The following is a 16,130-nucleotide window of genomic DNA, read 5'->3' on the forward strand; positions in this document are numbered from 1 at the left end:
GGCGCACACGGTCAAGGGCTACGGCCTGGGCACCCACTTCGAGGGCCGCAACGCGACCCACCAGATGAAGAAGCTCACCCTCGCGGACCTCAAGGCCTTCCGCGACCACCTGCGCATCCCGATCACGGACGACCAGCTCGAAGCGGACCTCTACCGGCCGCCGTACTACCACCCCGGCATGGACTCCCCCGAGATCCAGTACCTGATGGACCGCCGCAAGCAACTCGGCGGCTTCGTCCCCGAGCGGCGCTCCAAGCACGCCGACGTCACGCTCCCGGACGAGAAGGTCTACGAAGTCGCCAACCGCGGCTCCGGCAAGCAGCRYKCMGCCACCACCATGGCCTTTGTSCGCCTGCTCARGGACCTCATGCGGGACAAGGAGTTCGGCAAGCGGATCGTGCCGATCATCCCCGATGAGGCTCGCACCTTCGGCATGGACGCGTTCTTCCCGACGGCGAAGATCTACAACCCGAACGGCCAGAACTACCTCTCCGTGGACCGCGAGCTCGTCCTGGCGTACAAGGAGTCCATCTCCGGCCAGATCGTGCACGCCGGCATCAACGAGGCCGGGTCCGTGGCGGCCTTCACCGCCGCCGGCACGTCCTACGCCACCCACGGCGAACCGCTCATCCCGGTCTACGTCTTCTACTCGATGTTCGGCTTCCAGCGCACCGGCGATTCCTTCTGGGCCGCCGCCGACCAGATGACCCGCGGGTTCATCATCGGCGCCACCGCCGGACGCACCACGCTGACCGGCGAAGGCCTGCAGCACGCCGACGGCCACTCCCCCATGCTGGCGGCAACCAACCCGGCCGTCATCACCTACGACCCGGCATACGGCTACGAAATGGGCGTCATCATGCGTGACGGCCTCAACCGGATGTATGGGCCCGGCGAAGCCGGGAAAGAAATTGCCGCCAACGATCCGTCGCGGAACGTGATGTACTACATCACTGTCTACAACGAGCCGATCGTGCAGCCGCCCGCACCGGCGGAACTCGATGTGGAGGGCATCATCAAGGGCATCTACCTGCTGGCGCCGGCCAAGATTGACGGCCCGCGCACGCAGATCCTGGCCTCCGGCGTGTCCGTTCCCTGGGCCCTCGAAGCCCAGCGGATCCTCGCCGAGGACTGGGGCGTCTCCGCCGATGTCTGGTCCGTGACCTCCTGGACCGAACTGCGCCGCGACGCCATGGCCGCCGAGGAGGACTCCTTCCTCAACCCCGGCCAGCCCGCCCGCGTCCCGTTCGTGACCCAGCAGCTCGCCGGTGCCACCGGTCCGATCGTGGCGGTCACCGACTACATGAAGGCCGTGCCGGACCAGATCCGCCAGTTCCTGCCGAACGAGTTTGCCTCACTAGGCGCGGACGGCTTCGGCTTCTCCGACACCCGCGCCGCGGCACGCCGTTTCTTCAAGAACGACATCCACTCGGTTGTGGTCCGTTCCCTTCAGATGCTGGCCCGCCGGGGCGAAGTGGATGCCCAGGCACCTGCCCAGGCCATCGAGAAGTACCGCCTGCACAACGTGAACGCCGGCACCACCGGCAACGCGGGCGGCGACTCCTAACCGCGCTTCAGCGCAAGAGCGAACGTACGACGGCGGCTCCCACCGAAAGGTGGGGGCCGCCGTCGGGCGTTAACCGCCCCACCCCCTCCTGCCTCCCTCCGGGGGGCGCTCTGGACTGCCGCGGGCCGCTGTGATGCAGGACAAGGGCAGTTGTAGCCTTCGCACAAATGGAGCTTGGGCGGCCCGCACCGTATGCTCAATGCATGGCAGAGCCGATCACCACTCCCGAAAAACGCAATCCGAGCTCGAGGGCGATGACTCCGGAGAAAGCCGAAACCCTTAAGAAGCTCCGGGCCAGCGTGGGCCAGCTGTCGACGACGACGCTGCGCCAGTTGGAGAAGTCCCTGCCGTGGTACGGCCGGCTGAACTCGGATGAACGTTCCGCCCTGGGCATGGTGGCCCAGAACGGCATCGCGGCATTCGTCACCTGGTACGAACGGCCGAGTTCGCCGTCGTGGATCCTCTCCGACGTCTTCGGTACCGCGCCCACCGAGCTGACCCGCTCCATCAGCCTGCAGAAGGCGCTCCAGCTGATCCGGATCGTCGTGGAAGTCGTCGAGGACCAGGTCCCGGTGATCGCCCCGGAAGCGGACCAGGGGGCCCTCCGGGAGGCCGTGCTGCGCTACTCGCGGGAGGTCGCGTTCGCGGCCGCCGACGTCTATGCCCGCGCCGCGGAATCCCGCGGCTCCTGGGATACCCGGCTGGAAGCCCTGATTGTCGATGCCATCCTCCGCGGCGAAAACACCGACGCGCTGCGGTCCAGGATCGCGGCCCTGGGCTGGAAAGCACAGGAGCGCTTCACCGTCATGGTAGGGAATTCCCCGTCCGAACCAAGCGCCAGCTACGTCAGCGAACTGCGGCGCACAGCGGGGCGCTTCGCCGAGGACGCCCTTGTGGGGATCCAGGGCGACCGCCTCATCCTGATCCTGGGCGGGGTCCACGACCGGGAGACCGCGTACCTGAAACTCAGCGAACTCTTTGCCCCCGGCCCGGTGGTCTACGGCCCGGAGGCCGGGTCCCTCCTCGAGGCCAGCGGCTCTGCCCAGTCGGCCTTTGCCGGCCTCACCGCGGCCCGCGCGTGGCCTTCCGCGCCACGCCCGGTGGCGGCCGATGACCTGCTCCCGGAGCGGGTGATCTCCGGCGACGACGCCGCCCGCCGCTCGCTGGTCAAGAACATCTACCGCCCGCTGCTGGCCGCCTCCAACGGGCTGGTGGAGACCCTCGGCACGTACCTCGAACTGGGCCATTCACTCGAGGCCACGGCCCGGGAACTCTTCGTCCATGCCAACACAGTGCGCTACCGGCTCAAGCGCGTCTGCGACGTCACGGGCTGGGATCCGCTGCTGCCGCGGGAGGCGTTCGTGCTCCAGACCGCCCTCGTCGTGGGCCGGCTTTCTGCCCCGCCGAAGGCCCCCACGGAGCGGCAACCTCCCCGCAACGGCTCCTGAACCGTTGTAGACTTCCTACAAACTGACCCAGTGAGCTTGGTGCATGAAAACACGAATGTTCACGCGGTAATTTGGAAAGCTGGTTACGTGCTTGCAATCGTTTGCCCTGGACAGGGCTCCCAGACCCCTGGTTTTCTGGCCCCTTGGCTGGAACTGCCACCCGTCGCAGGCCTCCTGGCCTCCCTCAGCGAGATAGCAGGCATCGACCTCACCGCCCATGGCACCACCTCCGATGAGGAGACCATCAAGGACACCGCAGTCGCGCAGCCCCTGATCGTCGCTGCGGGCCTGGTGACGGCAAAGTCGCTGTTCGACGTCGAACTCGGCACGCTTCCCGTCATCCTTGCCGGCCACTCCGTCGGCGAAATCACCGCGGCTTCCCTCGCCGGTGTCCTGTCGGAATCCGAAGCCATGACGTTTGTCCGCGAACGCGCCAACAGTATGGCAGCCGCTGCTGCCGCCACCCCGACCGGCATGAGTGCCGTCGTGGGCGGCGACCCCGCGGAGGTCCTGGCAGCCATTGCTGCCGCCGGGGCCACGGCCGCCAACGTCAACGGGGCCGGCCAGACCGTCGCCGCTGGCACCCTGGAGCAGCTCAAGGCCCTGGCGGAGAACCCGCCGGCCAAGGCCCGGGTTATCCCGCTGAAGGTCGCGGGCGCGTTCCACACCTCGCACATGGCCCCCGCGGGCGCAGCCCTGCAGGCCCTGCGTCCGTCGCTGCACCCGAAGGACCCGCAGGTGCCGTTGCTGTCCAACTTCGACGGCGCGGAAGTCACCGACGGCGCCGCCGCCGTCGACAGCCTGATCGCCCAGGTCTCCCGTCCGGTCCGCTGGGACCAGTGCATGGAGACGATGGTGCAGCGCGGGGTGACCGGCGTGATCGAGCTGGCTCCCGCCGGAACACTGGCGGGCCTGGCCAAGCGCGGCATGCCCGGCGTCAAGACAGTCACCGTCAAGACCCCGGACGATCTTTCCGCGGCCCTGGCCCTATTTGCAGAACTGGAGGGAGGGGCATGAGCGTTCCCACTCTGAAGCAGGCACCGGTGCAGGCAAACACCCGCATCATGGGTGTCGGCGCCTACCGGCCCAGCGTGATCGTGACCAACGAGGACGTGTGCCAGTGGATCGACTCCTCGGATGAGTGGATCCGCCAGCGCACGGGCATCATCACCCGGCACCGCGCGCCCGCCGATGTCAGCGTGATTGACATGGCCGAGGGCGCCGCACGTGAAGCACTGCAAAAGGCCGGCATCGAGGCCTCCCAGCTCGGCGCCGTGATCGTCTCCACGGTCACCCACCCGTATGCGACCCCGTCCGCCGCAGCGAGCCTCGCCGACCGACTCGGCGCGACGCCGGCCCCGGCCTTCGACATCTCCGCGGCCTGCGCCGGCTACTGCTACGGCATCGCCCAGGGCGACGCCCTGGTGCGCTCCGGCGCKGCCTCCTACGTCCTTGTGGTCGGTGCCGAGAAGCTCTCCGACGTCATCGACAACACGGAACGGACCATCTCCTTCCTGCTTGGCGACGGCGCGGGCGCCGTCGTGATCGGCCCCTCCGAAACGCCCGGCATCGGCCCCTCGGTGTGGGGTTCGGACGGCAGCAAGTGGGATGCCATCGGCATGACCCACTCCATGCTCGACATCCGCGAGCTCGCGCTGACCGGCAAGCACGGCGCCGCCGTCAGCGATAAGGAAGCGGCAGTGACCGACGCATCCCTGTGGCCGACCCTGCGCCAGGACGGCCAGACTGTCTTCCGCTGGGCCGTGTGGGAGATGGCCAAGGTGGCCCAGCAGGCCCTGGACGCCGCCGGCATCCGGTCCGAGGACCTCGCCGCGTTCATCCCGCACCAGGCCAACATGCGCATCATCGACGAGATGGCCAAGAAGCTGCACCTGCCCGCGACCGTCAAGATCGCCCGCGACATCGCCGACGCCGGAAATACGTCGGCGGCGTCCATCCCCCTGGCCACCCACCGCCTGCTTGAGGAAAACCCCGAGCTCAGCGGCGGGCTGGCGCTGCAGATCGGCTTCGGAGCCGGTCTGGTCTTCGGCGCCCAGGTGGTCGTGCTTCCTTAGGCAGCCACCGCTTTTTCGAACTAAATACGTTCCACCCGTTTCACCCTTGCACCGCATGTCCTTCAATTTCAGGGCCCGCCCCGCATGCTGTGCTCGCAAGCATTCCCGCACCAAGCCGAACCCTCGGTTTGAATCATTTCCGCCCCTAGGCTGCCGGCATTCCACCGGCAGCCGAGGGCAACAACCAGAAAAGGAGCCATCAATGGCTAGCAACGAAGAAATCCTGGCCGGCCTGGCTGAAATCGTCAACGAAGAGACCGGCCTGGCCGCGGAGGCTGTCGAAATGGACAAGTCCTTCACCGAGGACCTGGACATCGACTCCATCTCGATGATGACGATCGTGGTCAACGCCGAAGAGAAGTTCGGCGTCCGCATCCCGGACGAAGAGGTTAAGAACCTCAAGACCGTCGGCGACGCTGTCAGCTTCATCGCCAACGCCCAGGCCTAGTCTGGCTTCCGCCAGTATCGGCGGACCCCGGTGCCCGGTCCGGGCGCTGCAGCAGCGCCCGGACCGGACCACCAGCACCACCACGAAATGCACCACCCCAAAGKTCCCCTCGCAGGCCCCGGCCATCCCATTCGCGGTTCCGGATACGGCAGGCGCACCGACAGAGAGTGATCCCATGGCACGCAAAGTAGTCATTACCGGTCTGGGTGCCACCACACCCATCGGCGGCGATGTCCCCACAATGTGGAAGAACGCGCTCAAGGGCGTCTCCGGCGCGCACACGCTTGAGGACGACTGGGTGGCCAAGTACGAACTGCCCGTCCACTTCGCCGCACGCGCCTCCACCCCTGCCTTGGACGTCCTGACCCGGGTCGAGGCCAAGCGCATGGACCCGTCCACCCAGTTCGCCGTGGTCGCATCCCGCGAGGCGTGGGCCGACTCCGGCATCACCGAAATCGACCACGACCGTCTGGCGGTGGCCTTCGCGACCGGCATCGGCGGCGTCTGGACCCTCCTGGATGCCTGGGACACCCTGCGCGAAAAGGGTCCCCGCCGCGTCCTGCCCATGACCGTACCCATGCTGATGCCCAACGGCCCGGCCGCCGCGGTAAGCCTGGACCTGGGTGCCCGCGCCGGCGCCCACACCCCCGTTTCCGCCTGCGCGTCCGGCACCGAGGCCGTGCACGTGGGCCTGGACCTGATCCGAGCCGGCAAGGCCGACGTCGTCGTGTGCGGCGGCGCCGAAGCCGCCATTCACCCGATGCCGATCGCCGCCTTTGCCTCCATGCAGGCCCTCTCACGCCGCAACGACGATCCCGAGCACGCCTCACGCCCCTACGACCGTGACCGCGACGGCTTCGTCATGGGCGAGGGCGCCGGTGCCCTGGTGCTTGAGGCCGAGGAACACGCCCTGGCCCGCGGCGCCCGGATCTACGCCGAACTGGCGGGCACCTCGGTCACCGCCGACGCCTACCACATCACCGCCCCGGACCCCCAGGGCCTGGGCGCCACCCGCGCGCTTAAGGCTGCGATGTTCGATGGCCGCATCCAACCTGAAGACATCGTGCACGTCAACGCGCACGCCACCTCCACTCCGGTCGGAGACAAGCCCGAGTACGCGGCCCTCAAGGCCGCCCTGGGCAAGCACGTGGACTCGGTAGCGGTCTCGGCCACCAAGTCCCAGATGGGGCACCTGCTCGGCGCCTCCGGTGCCGTAGAGGCCGTGCTGACCGTCATGGCCATCTATGACCGCAAGGCGCCGGTGACTATCAACCTCGAAAACCAGGATCCCGAAATCCCGCTCGACGTCGTCACGACCGCCCGCGACCTGCCAGCCGGCAGCATCGCCGCACTGAGCAACTCGTTCGGCTTCGGCGGCCACAACGCCGTGATCGCGGTACGCAGCGTGTAGCTGCACGACCAGCAGCACGCCCGCAGCACGCCGGGACGGCAGATGGCGGCAATGTTCTTCGTGAACATTGCCGCCATCTGCTTTTTTGGCGCCTAGCTATGGAATTACTGCGGTGGTGCGCCCGTTGAGGCCCTAGCCGACTTGGTGGAGCCAGCGCACGGGGGCGCCTTCGGCGGCGTGCCGGAACGGCTCGAGTTCCTCGTCCCAGGCCTCGCCCAGGGCGAGGGAGAGCTCGTGGTAGACGGCCGAGGGGTCGCCGGCGCCGGATTCGTAGGCGTAACGGATGCGGTCCTCGGACACCATGATGTTGCCGTGGACGTCAGTGGTGGCGTGGAAGATCCCGAGCTCCGGGGTGTGCGACCAGCGGCCGCCGTCCACCCCCTGGCTCGGCTCCTCAGTGACTTCATAGCGCAGGTGCGCCCAGCCTCGCAGAGCGGACGCCAATTGAGCCCCCGTGCCCGGCGTTCCGGTCCACGACAGCTCGGCCCGGAACATTCCGGGCGCGGCAGGCTGAGCGGTCCACTCCAAGTCCGTCCGCTTGTCCACGACAGACCCTATGGCCCACTCGACGTGGGGGCACAAGGCAGTCGGGGCCGAGTGAACGAACAACACACCTCGGGTCAGTGCAACAGACATTCCATCCTCCATAGCTGTAGGTACGTCTTCCCCAACGACCTGTGCCTGGATGTCTGTCTGTTGCGCGGATCCGAATTTATGCCGGTGGTCCCTGCCAGACTACTAATATACAACCGGGTTCAAAGCTGGGACGTAGTGCATTCCAGCTTCAAGTTCAACTTGAAACTTCCCGGGCGTGAGTTTTATTCTGCCCTACCCCTCCTCATTACGCCAGTGCGATTCGGCGCGTCTTTTCCGGCGCGCCGTGCATGCTTCGGCAGTCCCGCAGGTGGACCCTGGTCCGCTTGGGCCTGGGCGGGTATTCGGGCGGAATCCCGGGCAGGAATCCGGGCCGACTTGTGCGCCTTTCCGGCCGGCCGGACGCGACCGGCCGGCGATCCTCAGGCCCGGGGGTGCGCCTGCTGGTAGCTCTGCCGGAGCCTCTCGACGGACACGTGGGTGTAGATCTGGGTGGTGGCAAGGCTGCTGTGTCCGAGGATTTCCTGCACGGCGCGCAGATCGGCCCCGCCGTCGAGCAGGTGGGTCGCTGCAGAGTGCCGCAGGGCGTGCGGCCCGGTGGCGGCGGTGTCTCCCAGCCGTTCCAGCATCTCCTTGACCACGCTGCGGATCTGGCGCTGGTCCACCCGTCCGCCGCGCGCGCCCAGGAAGAGCGCCGGGCCGCTGGTCCCGGTTGCGAGGGCCGGCCGGCCGCGGCGGAGCCAGTCGTCGACGGCGAGCGCCGCCGGCAGCCCGTAGGGCACCGTGCGTTCCTTGTTGCCCTTGCCGAGCACCCGGAGGGTTCTGCGGTCCGGGTCGAGGTCGTCAACGTCCATGCCGGCCAGCTCGCCAACCCGGACACCGGTGGCGTAGAGCAACTCCACCATGGCACGGTTGCGCAAGGCCAGCGGTTCCCCCTCGGCCGAGGCGGATTCGGCGTCGTCCACGAGCCGCCGGACCTGTTGCTGGTGCAAGACGCCGGGCAGGGATTTCTCCCGCTTTGGCGCCTTGAGCCGCAGGGCCGGGTCGGCTTCGATCAGCTCCTCACGGACAGCCCAGGCGGTGAAGGCCCTGGCGGTGGCGGCGCGGCGGGCCAGGGTGGCGCGGGACTTCCCGGACTCGCTCTGGGCGCCAAGCCAGCGCCGCAGGGTCCCGAGCTCCAGCCCGGCAAGGTCGTGGACGCCCTCGGTTGCGGCGTGCGCGAGCAGGCTTTCGACATCGGAGAGATAGGCCCGCACGGTATGGGCGGACCTGCCCCGTTCCGCTTCCAGGTAACGGCCGAAGCGGGCGGCGGCGAGCTGGATATCGCCGTCGGGCGCGGCGGGCGGGGCAGCGGGGGGATCCTGTGTAGACACCCTCTTACTCTGGCAGTATTCCCCCGGCATTCAAGGAGCCGGTCGGCGAGCCGCTTCTTCCCGGTGAAGCAAGCCATCTCAGTCCGCCTTCCCGGAGCGTTTCCAGCCGCCGTGCCGGGATTCGGCCAGCCCCAGCAGCCCGAGCCGGCCAAGACCCGCGCGGACCGAGTCCGGGCTCAGCCCGGCCACCGCGGCCAGCTTCTCGACCGAGGTGGTGGTCCGCAGCGGCAGGGCATCGAGCAGGATCAGGTCCTCCAGGGTCAGGCCATCGTGGGCCTCAGACCGGCCTGCCTTGTCCGGGGGCATCGCCTCGCCGCTCGGGGAGGCGAGCTCGGCGATCTCCCCGGCATCCGTGACGCATACCGCGCCGCCTTCACGGAGAAGCCGGTGGCAGCCGGCGGAGTTGGCGCTGTGGATGGAACCGGGCACGGCGCCCACGGCCCTGCCCAGGCTTTCGGCATGGTGGGCCGTGTTGAGGGCGCCGGAGCGCCACCGGGCCTCGACCACGACCGTGACGGAGGCCAACGCCGCAATGAGCCGGTTCCGCTGAAGGAACCGGTAGCGGGTGGGAGCGGACCCGGGCGGAACCTCGGCCAGGACCGCGCCGCGGTTCGCCACGGTCCGCAGCAGGTCCTCATTGCCGGCGGGGTAGAAGCGGTCCACTCCCCCGGCCATGACGGCAATGGTGGGCACACCGTCCGCGCTTCCGGCCAGGGCCGCCCTGTGGGCGTGGGCATCAATCCCGTAGGCCCCGCCGGAGACGATCGTGAAGCCGCGCTGGGCCAGCGAGTAGGCGAGGTCGCCCGTCACCGATGCTCCGTAGCTGGTGCTGTCCCGGGAACCCACKAGGGCTACGATCCGGGCCGCCGGGGGCAGCTCCTGTTCCACGCCGCGCCACCACAGGCACAGGGGCTCCTGCAGTCCGAGGTCCGCCAACTGCCGCGGCCACAAGTCATCCCTGGGAATGATGAGGCGTCCGCCGAGCCGGTGCATGGTGGCCAGGTCGCGCTCCGGGGCGAGGTCGGGCACGCGCGGGGCCCAACGCTTCAGCGCCTCGCTGAGCCCGGACCAGCCGCTGCCGGACCCGCTGTCCGCCAGGATTCCGGTGATCTCCTGTTCGAGCCCGGGACCGGCGGCCAGCACGCCGCTGGCAATCCGCAGGGCGTCCTGCGCCCCCACGGCCTGGACCAGCGCCAGGGCCGCCGCGTCCTGCGGCTCGAACAGGCGGGCCAGAGCGGCGCGGGCTATTCGTTCGTCATCAATCATGGTGGTTCCTTTCGCACGGCTGGGGTGGGCTTCGTGCCGGCAGGCTCAGGGTGAGACCGCGGCGGCCTGCCGGAGGCCCAGCGCCTGCCCGACGTCGTCTGCGTCGGGGACGTCGTGCCGGGACAGGTCCGCAAGGGTCCATGCGAGGCGCAGCACGCGGTCGTAGCCGCGGGCGGTCAGCACTCCGCGCTCCAGTGCGTAGTCCAGGATGCGGGTGGTGGGGGCATCGAGCCGAAAGGACCCGCGCAGCAGCCGCCCCGGCACCTGCGCGTTGGTTTCCATCCCGAATGGCAGCAGCCGGTCCAGCTGGCGGGCCCGGGCCGCCCGGACCCTTTCCGCGATGCTGGCCGTTCCTTCCTCGGCCGCAGGTTGGCCGAAGCCGGCGAGCGAGACCCGCTCGACTTCGAGCTGGATGTCGACCCTGTCCAGCAGCGGCCCTGACATCCGGGCCTGGTACCGGCGGCGCATGATGGGCGTGCAGATGCAGTCCACTCCTTTGCCTGTTGCCTTGCCGCAGGGACAGGGGTTGGCTGCAAGGACCAGCTGGAACCGGGCGGGATAGGCCGCGGACCCGGCCGAGCGGTGGATGACCAGCTCTCCGCTTTCCAGCGGCTGCCGCAGGGCGTCCAGAACGCCGCGGTCGTACTCCGGGGCCTCGTCCAGGAAGAGCACCCCGCGGTGGGCACGGGACGCCGCCCCGGGCCGCGGCAGCCCGGACCCGCCACCGATGATGGCCACCGCCGTCGCGGTGTGGTGCGGGTTCTCGTAGGGCGGGCGGCGCAGCAGCTGCACGGAGCCCGACGGCAGCGAACACAGCGAGTGGATTGCGGTCACCTCCATGGCCTCGGTGTCGCCCAGGTCCGGCAGCAGCCCGGGCAGYCGCTCGGCGAGCATGGTCTTCCCGGCACCCGGCGGTCCGGTCAGCAGCAGGTGGTGGGCACCGGCGGCGGCTACTTCCAATGCACGCCGCGCCGCCGCCTGGCCGGAGACATCGCACATGTCCGGCGCCAGGGCGGGACCGTTGCCGGGTTCGGGGTGGCCGGAGTCCTCGGTATCGGGTTCGAAGTCGAGGACGAGGTCCTGCGGGTCCGCGCCGCAGTCAAACGCGAGCCGGGCCAGTGTGGCATAGCCCCGGACCTGCGCGCCGGGGACCAACTCGGCCTCCGCCACGTTGGCCCGGGCCACGACGACCTCCGGGTAGCCGGCCCGGAYCGCGGCCATCACGGCAGGAAGGATGCCGCGCACGGGCCGCAGCCGGCCGTCCAGGCCGAGCTCGGCGATGAAGACCGTGCGGCCCGTGGGCCGGATGTCGTTCGCCGCCAGCAGCACGGCCATGGCGATGGCGAGGTCGAATCCCGAACCGCGTTTGGGCAGGGATGCCGGGATGAGGTTGGCCGTGATCTTCCGGCGGCTCAGCGGGATCCCCGAATTCTGCGCCGCCGAGCGGATCCGTTCCTTGGCCTCGTTTAGTGAGGCGTCCGGCAGGCCCAGGATCACGAACGCCGGCAGGGTCTGGCCGATGTCGGCTTCGACCTCCACAATGTAGCCGTTGAGGCCCACGAGGGCGACGGAATACGTCCGGCCCAGGGCCATCTATCCCACCCCCTTGAGGTGCTCGACGGCGGGCTCGCCAATGCCGTCGTCGACCACCGCGATCACGTCCACGCGGCACAGCGGCATCCACAGCCCCTGGGCACGGCACCACGCCGCTGCCAGCCGGTGGAGTCTTGCCAGCTTGTCCGCGCCGACAGCCTCGAAGGGATGCCCGAAGGCCAGGGATTTCCGGGTTTTCACCTCGGCGATGACCAGCGCGTCGCCGTCGAGCGCGACAATGTCGATCTCACCCTCCGGGCAGCGCCAGTTCCGCTCCACGATCCGCATGCCGTGGGCCTGCAGGAAGTCGGCCGCGAGGTCCTCCCCGCGCCGGCCCAGCACATCCTTAGCTCTCATGCCTCCAGCGTGAAGCGCCGCCACTTACGACGACAGAGCCCACCTCGGCTATGTGGAAAACGTCGCCGGGCTGCAAGAGCACATGCGTGATGAGAAAAGTATCCGCAGCCCGTTCAGCACTGCTGATCGCATAATCAAGGCAGAACGAAAGAACTGCAGGAGGAACAAGGAATGAAGGTACTTTTCCTCGATATTGACGGTGTCGTCAACCGCGTTGGTACAAGACAGAGCTTTCGCGGCTTCATGGGCATCGATCCTTTCCTGGCGTCCAAGGTCTGCAAGATCATCTTCGACACGGACGCAGCCGTTGTTCTAACGTCCACATGGCGGCATATCCCCGGCGGCCGTGAAGAAGTCGACCGACACGTTTACAAGACCTTTGACGTTACTCCGACAGCGGACACAGGTTTTCGTGGCGAGGAAGTGAAGATGTGGCTGGACCGGCATCCGGAAGTGACGCGGTATGCCATTGTCGACGACGATACTGACTTCTATGCCGATCAGCCCTTTTTCAAAACGAGCTGGCAAACGGGAATCTCCGACGAGGTTGCGCAGCAGGTAACCGAATTTCTCAACAGTGGAGATACCCCCTGAGTGCACATCTACCAACGTTGGGAAACTTCGCCGAAGCGCCTGCCGACGGCCCGGGATCCAGGCGGATCCCGGGCGGCCACTTCCGGCGATCAACTCCGTGGCGGCATTGACAGGACGTGTTGATGCGATTGTCAGACAACGAAACGTAGCCAATGCCTGCAAGGCCCACCTAGGCTTTTCCCAACCCCCTCGAATTCCGCGGGGCGTCCGTAGTCTCTCCTGAGGATCGGCCGAAGGATCGGCGTATGGAATATCGAGCGGCCCAGCCGCTGGGAACGCAGCAGCTTACGGAACCGGGTCCGCCCGGCGGGCAGGCAGGCCCCAGCTGGCCCCCACCACCACCGCCTGAGCCCGAGACCTGGCCCCCACCACCGCGGCTTGCGCCAGGGCCCGCCCCAGCAAGGCCTGAGCCCGGGAGCTGGCCCCCGCCAGTGCGGTCAGAGCCCGGCCCCGCGCCAGAGCCTGAGCCGGCAGTTCCGGCGGGAAAACGCAAGCACCGGGTCCGGCGTCTGCTCGCCAGGAGCTTCAAGTTCGCCCTCGCCATGGTGGTCATCACGGAGCTGGCCGCCGTCTCCTTCATCTGGTTCGCTCCCCCGCGCACTGCATACATGCTGCAGACCGGCGGCCCGATCGCCTACCAGTACGTGTCCCTGAACCACATCAGCCGCTATGTCATCGCCGCGGCCGTCGCCCACGAGGACCAACAGCTGGGAACGCGTGTTGGCGCGTTCTCCGTTGATGATTTCCGGGACAGGGCCGTCGCCTACCTGCAGGGCGAGGATGACCCGAGCGGTTCCACGGTCCCGCAGCAGCTGGTCAAGAACATCTTCCTTTGGCCTGATGCGAATGCCCTGAGGAAGGGGCTGGAGGCCGGGCTAGCCACCGAGTTCAGCCTCACCCTGACCCCGCAACGGATCATGGAGCTGTATCTGAACTACGCGCAGTTCGGCCCTAAGCTGTACGGCATCTGCGCGGCGAGCTGGTACTACTTCGACGAACCCCCATGGAACATGTCCGAGTATCAGGCTGCGCAATTGATGGGGGTCCTGCCACTGCCCACACTCGTCACCCGGGCGGCGGGAGGCGGCATCTATCTCGGCCCGGGGGTCCACCCCAAAGTGTGGGACTACGTCAACGGTGCGGCCAACGTGTGGGTCCCCAGGCAGATCGAGGGGCTCGGCGGATGGAAGGCGGCCGTCGCAACCATCGGAATCGGCGACACAGCGTCCGACCACGCCGCCGAGCGGGGATCCGCGAACCCGGATGGCTGCGGTTCGTATCCGGAGAGTGTGCTGGACCTGCTGCGGCAGCAGGGCGTTGCCCTGGACCGCAACGGGAAACCTGCGCCACTCAGGGGCTAGGAAACCCGAAAACTAGGAAGCCAGGGTCAGTTGCCCAGGTCCTCGACCTTGGGCAGGGCGAGTTCCTCGCTGCGGGGCAGTTCCTCGACGTTGACGTCCTTGAACGTGATGACGCGGACGCTCTTGACGAACCGGGCGGAGCGGTAGACATCCCACACCCAAGCGTCCTGCAGGGTCAGGTCGAAGTAGACCTCGCCGTCGGCGCTGCGGGCCTGCAGGTCAACGTGGTTGGCAAGGTAGAAACGCCGTTCGGTCTCGACCACATAGCTGAACAGCCCGACGACGTCGCGGTATTCGCGGTAGAGCTGTAGCTCCATGTCGGTCTCATAGTTTTCAAGGTCCTCGGCACTCATGGTTCCATCTTGCACCATCCGGCGCCGGCCGCGCGCCACCGGCCGTCGCGCCCGAGCGGCCAGAACAGCTAGAGCAGCTGCCAGCTGACCCGGTGGTACGGCGTGGGACCGGAGGTCCGCAGCGCCTCCTTGTGCGCTGCGGTGCCGTAGCCCTTGTTCACGTCCCAGCCGTAGGCCGGGTACTGGGTATGCAGCTCGCACATCATCGCATCGCGCTCGACTTTCGCGATGATGCTGGCCGCGGCGACGCTGAGGCACTGCATGTCGGCTTTGACCAGTGTGTGCACCGGGGCGTCGCAGCCGGGTTCGGCGGGGGCATCGTCAAACAAGGACGGCTGCAGATCCGGCGAGAGCCAGTTGTGGCTGCCGTCCAGCAGGACAACCTCGGGCCTGATGCCGGCGGCGAGCACGGCAAACCAGGCCCGGTTCCCGGCAAGACGGAGCGCCGCGATGATCCCGAGTTCGTCGATCTCGTTCGCGGACGCATGCCCGACGGCGGAGGCGACGCTCCAGTCCCGGACCAGCGGCACCAGCCGCTCCCGGTCCGCGACCTTGAGCAGCTTGCTGTCCCGGACATCGGCCAGGAGCTTCTGTTGCTGCAGGTCCACGACGGCGATCCCCACGCTGACGGGACCGGCCAGGGCGCCGCGGCCGACCTCGTCGATGCCCGCGAGGAGCCGTGCGCCGGAGCTGCGGAAGCGGCGTTCGTAGTCGAGGGTGGGGGCTGCTGACATGACGGGCGGCTTACTTTCCGGACGGGGCGGGGACGCCGCGGAAGACGTCCGGGTAGTTGTCCAGGGCAGACATCCTGTTCAGCGGCCAGGCGATGACGGCGGCCTTGCCTTCAATGTCGGATTCGTTGACGAAGCCGCCGTTGGTGTCCATATGGGCACGGGAATCCGCGGAGTGGTTGCGGTTGTCGCCCATGACCCAGACCTTGCCCGCGGGCACGACGACGTCAAAGTCGCGGACCTGGGGAATCTCTGCGGAATTGATGTATTTCTCGTCCAGCGGCGCGCCATTGACGGTGAGCTGTCCGCCGGCGTCGCAGCAGACCACGTGGTCACCCGGGAGCCCGATGACGCGCTTGACCAGATGCTGTTCCGAGTTGTCCGGCAGCAAACCGACGAACGTCAGCCCGTCCTGCACCCAGGTGAAGGGGCCCTTGGCCTTTGGAGCCGCGGGGGCGAGCCAGCCCTGGCTGTCCCGGAACACCACCACGTCCCCGCGCTGGAGCGCCATGGGCTCGGGCACGAGCAGGTTCACGAAGATGCGGTCGTTCACATCGAGGGTGTTGACCATGGATTCGGAGGGGATGTAGAAGGCCCGGAACAGGAAGGTCTTGATCAGGAAGGACAGCACGATCGCCACGACGACCACCGTGGCAACCTCCTTCAGCCACAGGAAGAGCGGGCTGCGCCCTTCTCGGGCCTTGGCCTTCCTGGCCCGGCGGGATGTCGGATCGGCGTGGGCGGGGCCGTCGGCCCGCTCCCTCCCCGTCGGCTCAGGCGCGGTCGGCCCAGCCGCGGTCGGGGCGGGCGCGGTCGGCCCAGCCGCGGTCGGGGCAGTCTCCGACCGGGCAGTCTCGATACGGGCAGCCTGGATACGATCAGCGCGCTGCGCACCGGTGCTGTCGTCCTGCGACGCAGGAGCCGACGCCGGAGCAGGAGCCGGCGCACCAGCCGGTGGA

At 68.1% G+C, this 16,130-nt stretch carries 16 protein-coding genes; 8 read left to right on the plus strand and 8 right to left on the minus strand.

Annotated features, from left to right (window positions below; translation table 11 throughout):
- The 6 genes from AC1D1S_RS12045 to fabF all read left to right on the plus strand — a co-directional run.
- Nucleotides 1–1,567 (plus strand): transketolase-like TK C-terminal-containing protein (locus AC1D1S_RS12045; RefSeq protein WP_476994537.1); only part of this gene is annotated, 1,567 nt, incomplete at its 5' end.
- A gap of 203 nt (nucleotides 1,568–1,770) precedes the next feature.
- Complete coding sequence (locus tag AC1D1S_RS12050) at nucleotides 1,771–3,015, plus strand: PucR family transcriptional regulator (RefSeq protein WP_279293836.1); 1,245 nt, start codon at nucleotides 1,771–1,773, stop codon at nucleotides 3,013–3,015.
- Nucleotides 3,016–3,102: 87 nt separating this feature from the next.
- A complete protein-coding gene (locus AC1D1S_RS12055) occupies nucleotides 3,103–4,032 on the plus strand; it encodes an ACP S-malonyltransferase (RefSeq protein ID WP_028275209.1) in 930 nt (309 codons plus the stop codon).
- Nucleotides 4,029–5,090 (plus strand): beta-ketoacyl-ACP synthase III, encoded by a 1,062-nt coding sequence (locus AC1D1S_RS12060; protein ID WP_476994538.1) that lies wholly within the window; start codon nucleotides 4,029–4,031, stop codon nucleotides 5,088–5,090. The genes AC1D1S_RS12055 and AC1D1S_RS12060 overlap by 4 nt, the downstream gene beginning before the upstream one ends.
- A 202-nt stretch (nucleotides 5,091–5,292) precedes the next feature.
- Nucleotides 5,293–5,538 carry an acyl carrier protein gene (locus AC1D1S_RS12065; RefSeq protein ID WP_243177177.1) on the plus strand — a complete coding sequence of 82 codons (246 nt, stop codon included), beginning with the start codon at nucleotides 5,293–5,295 and terminating at the stop codon, nucleotides 5,536–5,538.
- 175 nt (nucleotides 5,539–5,713) lie between these two features.
- Entirely contained in the window at nucleotides 5,714–6,949 is a 1,236-nt protein-coding gene (gene fabF / locus AC1D1S_RS12070) for a beta-ketoacyl-ACP synthase II (RefSeq protein WP_028275211.1), read from the plus strand.
- A 132-nt stretch (nucleotides 6,950–7,081) separates the two neighbouring features.
- Here fabF and AC1D1S_RS12075 read toward each other — a convergent pair whose 3' ends face one another.
- The 5 genes from AC1D1S_RS12075 to AC1D1S_RS12095 form a co-directional block, all read right to left on the minus strand.
- Nucleotides 7,082–7,585 carry a DUF3145 domain-containing protein gene (locus AC1D1S_RS12075; RefSeq protein WP_026266435.1) on the minus strand — a complete coding sequence of 168 codons (504 nt, stop codon included), beginning with the start codon at nucleotides 7,583–7,585 and terminating at the stop codon, nucleotides 7,082–7,084.
- A 380-nt stretch (nucleotides 7,586–7,965) separates the two neighbouring features.
- Nucleotides 7,966–8,916 carry a tyrosine recombinase XerC gene (locus tag AC1D1S_RS12080; RefSeq protein WP_476944104.1) on the minus strand — a complete coding sequence of 317 codons (951 nt, stop codon included), beginning with the start codon at nucleotides 8,914–8,916 and terminating at the stop codon, nucleotides 7,966–7,968.
- A gap of 78 nt (nucleotides 8,917–8,994) precedes the next feature.
- On the minus strand, nucleotides 8,995–10,182 hold the full coding sequence (gene dprA, locus AC1D1S_RS12085; protein ID WP_476994539.1) for a DNA-processing protein DprA: 1,188 nt from the start codon (nucleotides 10,180–10,182) through the stop codon (nucleotides 8,995–8,997).
- 45 nt (nucleotides 10,183–10,227) lie between these two features.
- The gene (locus AC1D1S_RS12090) at nucleotides 10,228–11,775 is read right to left on the minus strand and encodes a YifB family Mg chelatase-like AAA ATPase (RefSeq protein WP_476994540.1); all 1,548 of its coding nucleotides are present in this window, start codon (nucleotides 11,773–11,775) and stop codon (nucleotides 10,228–10,230) included.
- Nucleotides 11,776–12,132 (minus strand): YraN family protein, encoded by a 357-nt coding sequence (locus tag AC1D1S_RS12095; protein WP_028275215.1) that lies wholly within the window; start codon nucleotides 12,130–12,132, stop codon nucleotides 11,776–11,778. It abuts the gene before it with no gap.
- 171 nt (nucleotides 12,133–12,303) lie between these two features.
- Between AC1D1S_RS12095 and AC1D1S_RS12100 the strand changes: the two genes are divergently transcribed.
- On the plus strand, nucleotides 12,304–12,726 hold the full coding sequence (locus AC1D1S_RS12100; protein WP_243177174.1) for an HAD domain-containing protein: 423 nt from the start codon (nucleotides 12,304–12,306) through the stop codon (nucleotides 12,724–12,726).
- A gap of 431 nt (nucleotides 12,727–13,157) precedes the next feature.
- Nucleotides 13,158–14,087 carry a transglycosylase domain-containing protein gene (locus tag AC1D1S_RS12105; protein WP_476946013.1) on the plus strand — a complete coding sequence of 310 codons (930 nt, stop codon included), beginning with the start codon at nucleotides 13,158–13,160 and terminating at the stop codon, nucleotides 14,085–14,087.
- A gap of 26 nt (nucleotides 14,088–14,113) precedes the next feature.
- Here AC1D1S_RS12105 and AC1D1S_RS12110 read toward each other — a convergent pair whose 3' ends face one another.
- The 3 genes from AC1D1S_RS12110 to lepB all read right to left on the minus strand — a co-directional run bounded on the left by AC1D1S_RS12110 (nucleotide 14,114) and on the right by lepB (nucleotide 16,030).
- Nucleotides 14,114–14,440 (minus strand): DUF2469 domain-containing protein, encoded by a 327-nt coding sequence (locus AC1D1S_RS12110; protein ID WP_018773443.1) that lies wholly within the window; start codon nucleotides 14,438–14,440, stop codon nucleotides 14,114–14,116.
- Nucleotides 14,441–14,508: 68 nt separating this feature from the next.
- Complete coding sequence (locus AC1D1S_RS12115; RefSeq protein ID WP_243177172.1) at nucleotides 14,509–15,174, minus strand: ribonuclease HII; 666 nt, start codon at nucleotides 15,172–15,174, stop codon at nucleotides 14,509–14,511.
- A 10-nt stretch (nucleotides 15,175–15,184) separates the two neighbouring features.
- Nucleotides 15,185–16,030, minus strand: coding sequence for a signal peptidase I (lepB, locus tag AC1D1S_RS12120; RefSeq protein ID WP_476994541.1), 846 nt, complete (start codon nucleotides 16,028–16,030; stop codon nucleotides 15,185–15,187).
- Nucleotides 16,031–16,130 lie beyond the last annotated feature (100 nt).

It is taken from the genome of Arthrobacter sp. P1_A5 (assembly GCF_056406825.1).

Coding starts and splice junctions, on each gene's coding strand:
- fabF (WP_028275211.1), top strand. CDS start 5,714: ATGGCACGCAAAGTAGTCATTACCGGTCTGGGTGCCACCACACCCATC.
- AC1D1S_RS12050 (WP_279293836.1), top strand. CDS start 1,771: ATGGCAGAGCCGATCACCACTCCCGAAAAACGCAATCCGAGCTCGAGG.
- AC1D1S_RS12115 (WP_243177172.1), bottom strand. CDS start 15,174: ATGTCAGCAGCCCCCACCCTCGACTACGAACGCCGCTTCCGCAGCTCC.
- AC1D1S_RS12065 (WP_243177177.1), top strand. CDS start 5,293: ATGGCTAGCAACGAAGAAATCCTGGCCGGCCTGGCTGAAATCGTCAAC.
- AC1D1S_RS12100 (WP_243177174.1), top strand. CDS start 12,304: ATGAAGGTACTTTTCCTCGATATTGACGGTGTCGTCAACCGCGTTGGT.
- AC1D1S_RS12075 (WP_026266435.1), bottom strand. CDS start 7,585: ATGTCTGTTGCACTGACCCGAGGTGTGTTGTTCGTTCACTCGGCCCCG.
- AC1D1S_RS12095 (WP_028275215.1), bottom strand. CDS start 12,132: ATGAGAGCTAAGGATGTGCTGGGCCGGCGCGGGGAGGACCTCGCGGCC.
- AC1D1S_RS12110 (WP_018773443.1), bottom strand. CDS start 14,440: ATGAGTGCCGAGGACCTTGAAAACTATGAGACCGACATGGAGCTACAG.